Below are 6318 nucleotides of genomic sequence, written 5' to 3' on the forward strand. Positions count from 1 at the left end.
CCCGGGCGACGCAGTCGGCGGGTGACTCGTTCGGGTCGACGACGCCACCGGGCAGGTCCCACTCGCGCTTGTAGGCCAGCTCGCAGAGGAGCACCTCGCCGCGTTCGTTGCGCAGGACGCCCTGCGCGATGGCCCGCTTGACCGGCAGTGCCGAGTCGAGCATCGCGGTGAAGCCTTCTCGAGTGCTGGGAGCCGGGTCGTCCTTGAGCCGGCCGAACACGACGGTGTCGTGTGGTTGGCCGCCGAGCTGGGCGTTGCCGCGCAGCAGACCCTCCCGCCGGAGGCCGGCGCGGAGGGCGATCCGGAGGGACGGCCGGTTCAGCGGGTCGACGTGGGCCTCGACCCGGCGCAGGCCCAGCTCTGCGAAGGCGAACTCGACGAGCAGCCGCACGGCCCGGCTGGCCAGGCCGCGCCCTCGGAACGGGGCGTAGACCACCCAGGAGAGGGAGCCGACACCGTCCGCGAGGCGTGTGACGTCGACCGACCCAGCGGGCATGCCCTGCCACTCGACGAGGAACGTGGCCGGCGAGCCCGAGTCCCACTGCTCGCGCGGGTCGGCGACCCACCCGGTGTGACGGGGCGCGCCGGGCGGGTCCGACGGCAGGTCGAACCACTGCGCCGTCTCGTCCTGCACCTGCACGGACTGATCCACGACACCCGTCGCCCAGGGCCGGAGCAGGAGATCACCCTCCTGCAGCGTCGGCTGCTCACCACGATCCACGACCCCAACCTAGCGATCCCTGTGGGGCCGGATGGTGAAGCCCGTACTGGGTCCTGGCGGTCGGCGTGGACTGATGAGCCGCGGCGACGGGGCCGAGGCACATCGACATCTCAGGTTGCCGGGGTGTGCGGTTCGATTTAATGTTCATCCACTTCTGTGCGGGCATGGATTGAACCCGCGATGCAGCGGAACCAGTCGGAAATATCGACGGGCTGCCGGATCGCCTCGGTCGATCGCCCGCACGCAACCTGGGGAGTGAGGAGAACATGATGAAGGTCATCAGGTACGGCGTCGGAAGCGCGCTGGCCGCAGTGGTTCTCGGAACCGTTCTCGTGCCGGCCGGCGTGGCGAGCGCGACCGAGGGATTCAGCTGCCCCACGGGGACCGACACCATTCAGGTGCCGTATGCCTTCACGGCTGACGGTCAGCCGCTGCTGGCCGGGACCGTGTGTGTCCTGGAGGGCACGACCCGGTTCAGCTCCCTGGATGTCGAGGCCGGCTGGACTGCGCAGGTCAAATCCGATGGCAGCGGTAAGAAGGCCCGCACCGATGTCCGGTTCACCCAGACCAGTACCGGCGACAGGGTCGAGCTGATCTACGAACCTGGGCTGACTCGGATCAAGTAGGCCCGGGCTCTGCCCTGGAGCCGGCTGGGGTTCCAGGGCAGCCGAGTCCTGCTTGACGTGGCGGACTCAAGGATCGCCGGCGGCGTCCTGCCTTCTAGACAGGCAGGCGACGAGTCTCCAGGACGCCCCACGTCAAGGCGACCGCAAGCAGGCTCGCTCCGAGCATGTGGAGAAGGACGAGGACCTCCGGCAGTCCGGTGAAGTACTGCACGTAGCCGATGAAGCCCTGCGCGATCGTCACGTAGAGCACGGCGTACCAAGCGCGCTTCGGGGCATCGTCCCTGGCCGTGAGCCGCACCGCCACGAGCGTCGCGATGACGAGGCCGACGAAGAGCATGACGGCATCCGCGTGCATCCACGACACGAAGCGCGGGTCGAAGCCGGTTCGCGCCGGCGTGTCGGCATCGCCCGAGTGCGGACCCGAACCGGTGACGACGACGCCGAGCGTGAGGACCACTGCGCCGACGCCGGCCGTCGCCCAGGCGAGACGGCGGGTCAGCGGATGCACCGTCAGCTCGCCCGGACCGGACTCCTCGTCCGCGGCTCCCCGCACGAGCGCAGTGGAGAGGGCGACGAGGACCATCGACATGAGGAAGTGGAACATGACGGTCCACGGGTTGAGCCCGGTCCGCACCGTGATCCCTCCGACGACTGCTTGGGCGACGACGCCCGCCAGCACGCCGTAGGCGACAAGGTGCATCCTGCGCCGTTGGGGCCACAACCGAAGGACCACCCACACGGACACGAGCGCGAGGACGCCGAGCACGCCGGTCAGCGTGCGGTTCCCGAACTCGATGAGGTCGTGGTACTGACTCTCCGCCGTGCGGATCGGGGTGAAGGAGCCCGGCTGGCACTCCGGCCAGGTCGAGCAGCCCAGACCGCTTCCGGTCAGGCGGACGATCCCGCCCGTGACCACGATGCCGACCTCCGCGACGAGGTTCGCCACGAGGATCGGCCGCACCCATCGACGCAGCGGAGAGGTGGGGGTGACTGAGGTCTTCCACGCGGAGTCGGGCAGGGTCACGCACAGAGCGTAGCCGCCGGGCCTCGCTGCTGATCGAGTGGACAGCTTTGGGGTATGCCGCCGGGCGGGGTCCCACAGATCTTGTTCACTCGATCGGTGGGGTCAGCCGAGGCCAGACCACACCGCGGCGCTGCCCGCGTGGCCCGCGAGCACGACGGTCACGATGAGTGCGAGCGCGGCGGCCACGAGGAGCACGGCCACCACGATCTGGAACGGGCGGCCGCCCACGGCGTCGCGCACGGTCGGCGTGAGCAGCCACGACGCAGCGAGCGCGACGACCATGAAGACCGTTGCGACGAGGCGGACGCGGTAGCCGGCATCGGTGTGGGTCCGGACGAGGTCGAAGTCGGTCGTCGCGCTGCGTACCTGGGACACCCGGACGAGGAGGGCCTCACCGCTCTGCGCGGCCACCCACGCAGCTGCGGCGCTGAGGACGGCGCCGATCGCGGTCGGCCAACGCAGCATCGCACGCCATCGGGGCAGCACCGCGAAGGCGAGGGCCACGACGGCGGCGAGCGGGACGAGGACGACGACGGCGTGGACGACGAGGACGTGCATCGGGAGCCCGAAGATGTAGTCGAACACTGCCCCTCCATGCGGCTCGTGCCGCTCGTGCCGCTGTGTATGCCGCACCGCCGGCGCGGGCCGGCGGTGCGGCCCAGTCTGACGCAGTCAGTCGTCGAACCGGAACAGCCGCGCCGCGAGGAGGGTCGTGGCGCCCGCCCACGCGAGGATGACGAGCAGGGCAGGAAGGTTGAGCGTCCCGTCGACGAGGGCGGACCGGAGCCCGTCCCCGAGGGCGGCCGAGGGGAGCAGCCCGACGAACCCCGCCACGGCGTCCGGCAGCTGCGAGCGGGGCACCACGACCCCGCCGACAGCGAGGAAGAGCACCCAGAGGAGGTTGGCGAGGGCCAGCACGGCCTCGGCCCGCAGGGTGCCGCCGATGAGGAGCGCCAGGGCGACGAAGGCCCACGTGCCGAGGACGATGAACAGGACGGCGGGCGGCACTCCGGTCGCGTCCGGGTGCCAGCCGAGGGCAAGGCCGAGGCTGCTGAGGACGGCGACCTGGATCGTCAGGACGGCGAGCGTCGCCAGAACCTTGGCCGCGACGAGCCCAGCCTTGCCGAGGGGCGTCACCCCGAGGTAGCGGAGGACGTCGTAGCGACGGTCGAACCCGGTCGCGATGGCCTGGGAGGTGAACGCGGACGAGATGATCGCGAGGGCGAGCACGCCGGGGACGGCGACGTCGATCCGGTTGCCCGGGCCAAGGGAGGGTGAGGTCGTCGCGCTGAGGCCCACGAGGACGAGGGCGGGCAGGATGATCGAGACGAGCAGCTGCTCGCCGTTGCGCAGCAGCGTGCCGACCTCGAAGCGCGCTTGGGCGAGGATTCGTTGGCGGGCAGGTGCCGCGAGGCCTGTCGTCGGCCCCGGGCCGGACACCAGGTGCCCCGTGGGCGGCCCGGTGCCCTTGCCCCCGTTGCTTCCGGCAGCTCTGCCGGTGCGGAGCGCGCTCATGATTGGCCCCTCGTGGTGAGCTCGAAGTAGACCGCCTCGAGCGGCCGCCCACGGGTCACCTCGGCGATGGTGCCCTCGGCCACAGTTCGTCCCGCGTTCATGATGACGAGGTGGTCGGCGAGCCGCTCGGCCTCCTCGAACGAGTGGGTCGTGACGACGACGGTCGTCCCCTCGTCACGCAGCGCTCGGATGATGTCCCACACCTCCAGGCGTCCATGCGGATCGAGACCGGCTGCGGGCTCGTCGAGGAAGAGCACCTCCGGACGGCCGAGGAGCGCGGCGGCGAGAGCGAGCCGCTGCTTCTGGCCCCCGGACAGGCGCCGGATCGTCGTGCCGGCGAAGTCGGACACCCCAAGCCGGCGGGCGGTGGCCGCGACATCGGCCGGGGCGGAGTAGAAGCGGCTGAGGTGTTCGAGCAAGCGCATCGGCTTGCTGCCCCCCGGCAGCCCCCCGGACTGCAGCATGACCCCCACGCGGGCCCGGTGGTCGGCATCTGCAGCGGCGGGGTCCGCGCCCGCCACCCGGACCTCGCCTCGGTCCGCGCGCCCCAGGCCCACGGCGCACTCGATCGCGGTCGTCTTGCCGGCGCCGTTGGGGCCGAGCACGGCCGTGATCCGACCGTCGGGAGCACGCCAGGAGAGCCCGTCGAGCGCCCGGACGGAGCCAAAGCTGCGGTGCAGGTCCGAGATGGTGACAGCCGATGTCTCGGCTGGTGCCCGGCGCGCGGCCTCCGTCATGGTCGATGAGTCTAGGCTCGGGTGGGGCCGCGCCCGATCGCGGCCCCGAGCACGTGCTGCCGACCTGCCTGGAGATGCTCCCTCGTGAAGATCGACCCCGCCGCCAAGCCGTTCACCGCGATGGCGGCCGCACCCACCCTCCTCGCCGCGATGGCCCGCCGGCCTCGCACGACGTTCGCCCTCGGCCTGCTGACGGCGGGAGTCACCCTGTTCTTCCGCGACCCCGACCGCACGCCCGACCGGGCGCCGATCACCGACGTGGACCTCGTCGTGGCCCCGGCGGACGGGCTCGTCGTCCACGCCGGACCGGCCCAGGAGGGCATCGCCCCAGAGGGGCAGCCTGCGGGGGAGTGGCAGCAGGTCAGCATCTTCCTGTCGCTGCTCGACGTGCACATCAACCGGTCGCCCTACGGGGGCCGCGTCGTCAGCGTCAGCCACGTGCCCGGCCGGTTCCTCGCGGCTTATCGGGCCGCGAGCGCGACGCAGAACGAGCGCACTGACATCGTCGTCGAGCGGGTCGTGGCGGGGGAGACCCGGCGGGTCGTCTACCGGCAGCTGGTCGGCCAGCTGGCCCGGCGCATCGTCACCCGGATCCGCCCCGGCGACGACGTCGCAACCGGCGAGCGCATCGGCCTGATGAAGTTCGGTTCGCGGATGGACATCTTCCTGCCGTCGCACGTCACCCTCGAGGTCGCGAAGGGACGCCGGGCCGTGGCCGGTGAGACGGTGCTCGGCCGGTTCCCCGCGACCCCCGCAGAGGAGGCGACGGCGTGAGCCAGCCGGGTGACCCCTCCCGGCCGCGGACCGGACGAGCGCGGCGACGCGTGGTTCGGGGCTGGCGGCTCGTGTCCCAGACCGGTGCGCGCGTCGTCCCCCTCAGCCGGCTCAACCCTCGTGTCCGGGCCAAGGTCATGCTGCCGAGCCTCTTCACCCTCGGCAACATGCTCTGCGGCTTCTCCTCCGTGCTCATGGCCTTCCAGGGCAGGTTCCGCGTCGCGGCCGTCCTCATCGCCGCCTCCATCCTGCTCGACATCTTCGACGGCGCGGTGGCCCGTGCGGTGGGTGCGATCACCCCCTTCGGGCTCCAGTTCGACTCGCTCGCGGACCTCATCTCCTTCGGCATCGCGCCCGCCGTCCTCGTCTACACCTGGGCGTTGCCGTCGTATCCACAGTGGGCGTGGGCCGGCGCGATGTTCTGGCTGGCCTGTGCCGCGTACCGCCTCGCGCGATTCAATGTGACGATCGACCCGCTCGCCGACAAGCGCTACTTCATCGGGCTGCCGAGTCCGGGGGCGGCAGGCGTTGTCATCGCCACGGTGTTCGCCATCGACGAGCCGCTCGAGGGTCCGCTGCTGCCCATCGCGGCCGGCGTCGTGCCGGCGGCGTTGATGGCGACCTCCTTCCGGTTCCGGTCCTTCCGCGCGCTCATCTCGACCCAGCACCTGCCCCTCACCGTCGGCTTCGTCGCGGTCGTCGTCCTCGGCCTCGTCCTCGCCCCCGGAGCGACCGGCATCGCCGTCGCCTACGGCTACGTCCTCACCGCGCCCCTCGGCTGGCTCACCGCTCCTCTCCGTCGGCGCTGGCTGGGTCCCGATGCCGTCGCTCCGCCCCGGACACGCCTGCCGTCGGTCATCATGCCGATCGAGGCGGACCCGGGCGTCGATGGCGACCAGGCGATCGTCGTGGTCGAGAACG

8 protein-coding genes are annotated in these 6318 nt (G+C 71.5%); 3 read left to right on the plus strand and 5 right to left on the minus strand.

All coding sequences use genetic code 11. The features are described from left to right. The coding region (locus ABF401_RS05275; RefSeq protein WP_353508487.1) for a GNAT family N-acetyltransferase at nt 1-721 on the minus strand (721 nt) is incomplete at its 3' end. A 269-nt stretch (nt 722-990) separates the two neighbouring features. Between ABF401_RS05275 and ABF401_RS05280 the strand changes: the two genes are divergently transcribed. Beyond that, a complete protein-coding gene (locus tag ABF401_RS05280) occupies nt 991-1347 on the plus strand; it encodes a hypothetical protein (RefSeq protein ID WP_353508488.1) in 357 nt (118 codons plus the stop codon). Nucleotides 1348-1441: 94 nt separating this feature from the next. On the opposite strand, the gene ABF401_RS05285 is transcribed toward ABF401_RS05280, so the two are convergent. The 4 genes from ABF401_RS05285 to ABF401_RS05300 form a co-directional block, all read right to left on the minus strand. Next, nucleotides 1442-2371: a COX15/CtaA family protein gene (locus ABF401_RS05285; RefSeq protein WP_353508489.1), complete on the minus strand. Its 930-nt coding sequence runs from the start codon at nt 2369-2371 to the stop codon at nt 1442-1444. Nucleotides 2372-2473: 102 nt separating this feature from the next. Beyond that, on the minus strand, nt 2474-2956 hold the full coding sequence (locus tag ABF401_RS05290) for a DUF2231 domain-containing protein (RefSeq protein ID WP_353508490.1): 483 nt from the start codon (nt 2954-2956) through the stop codon (nt 2474-2476). An 87-nt stretch (nt 2957-3043) separates the two neighbouring features. Next, nucleotides 3044-3886, minus strand: a complete 843-nt coding sequence (locus ABF401_RS05295; RefSeq protein WP_353508491.1) for an ABC transporter permease — start codon at nt 3884-3886, stop codon at nt 3044-3046. Continuing rightward, nucleotides 3883-4623 carry an ABC transporter ATP-binding protein gene (locus tag ABF401_RS05300; protein ID WP_353508492.1) on the minus strand — a complete coding sequence of 247 codons (741 nt, stop codon included), beginning with the start codon at nt 4621-4623 and terminating at the stop codon, nt 3883-3885. Before ABF401_RS05300 ends, ABF401_RS05295 begins: the two co-directional genes overlap by 4 nt. 84 nt (nt 4624-4707) lie before the next feature. Here ABF401_RS05300 and ABF401_RS05305 point away from each other — a divergent pair, with 84 nt between their 5' ends. After that, nucleotides 4708-5397: a phosphatidylserine decarboxylase gene (locus ABF401_RS05305; RefSeq protein ID WP_353508493.1), complete on the plus strand. Its 690-nt coding sequence runs from the start codon at nt 4708-4710 to the stop codon at nt 5395-5397. Continuing rightward, on the plus strand, nt 5394-6318 hold a 925-nt coding region (pssA, locus tag ABF401_RS05310; RefSeq protein ID WP_353508494.1), incomplete at its 3' end, for a CDP-diacylglycerol--serine O-phosphatidyltransferase. The genes ABF401_RS05305 and pssA, both read left to right, overlap by 4 nt.

The organism is Intrasporangium sp. (assembly GCF_040414665.1).
Taxonomy (GTDB): Bacteria; Actinomycetota; Actinomycetes; order Actinomycetales; family Dermatophilaceae; genus Intrasporangium.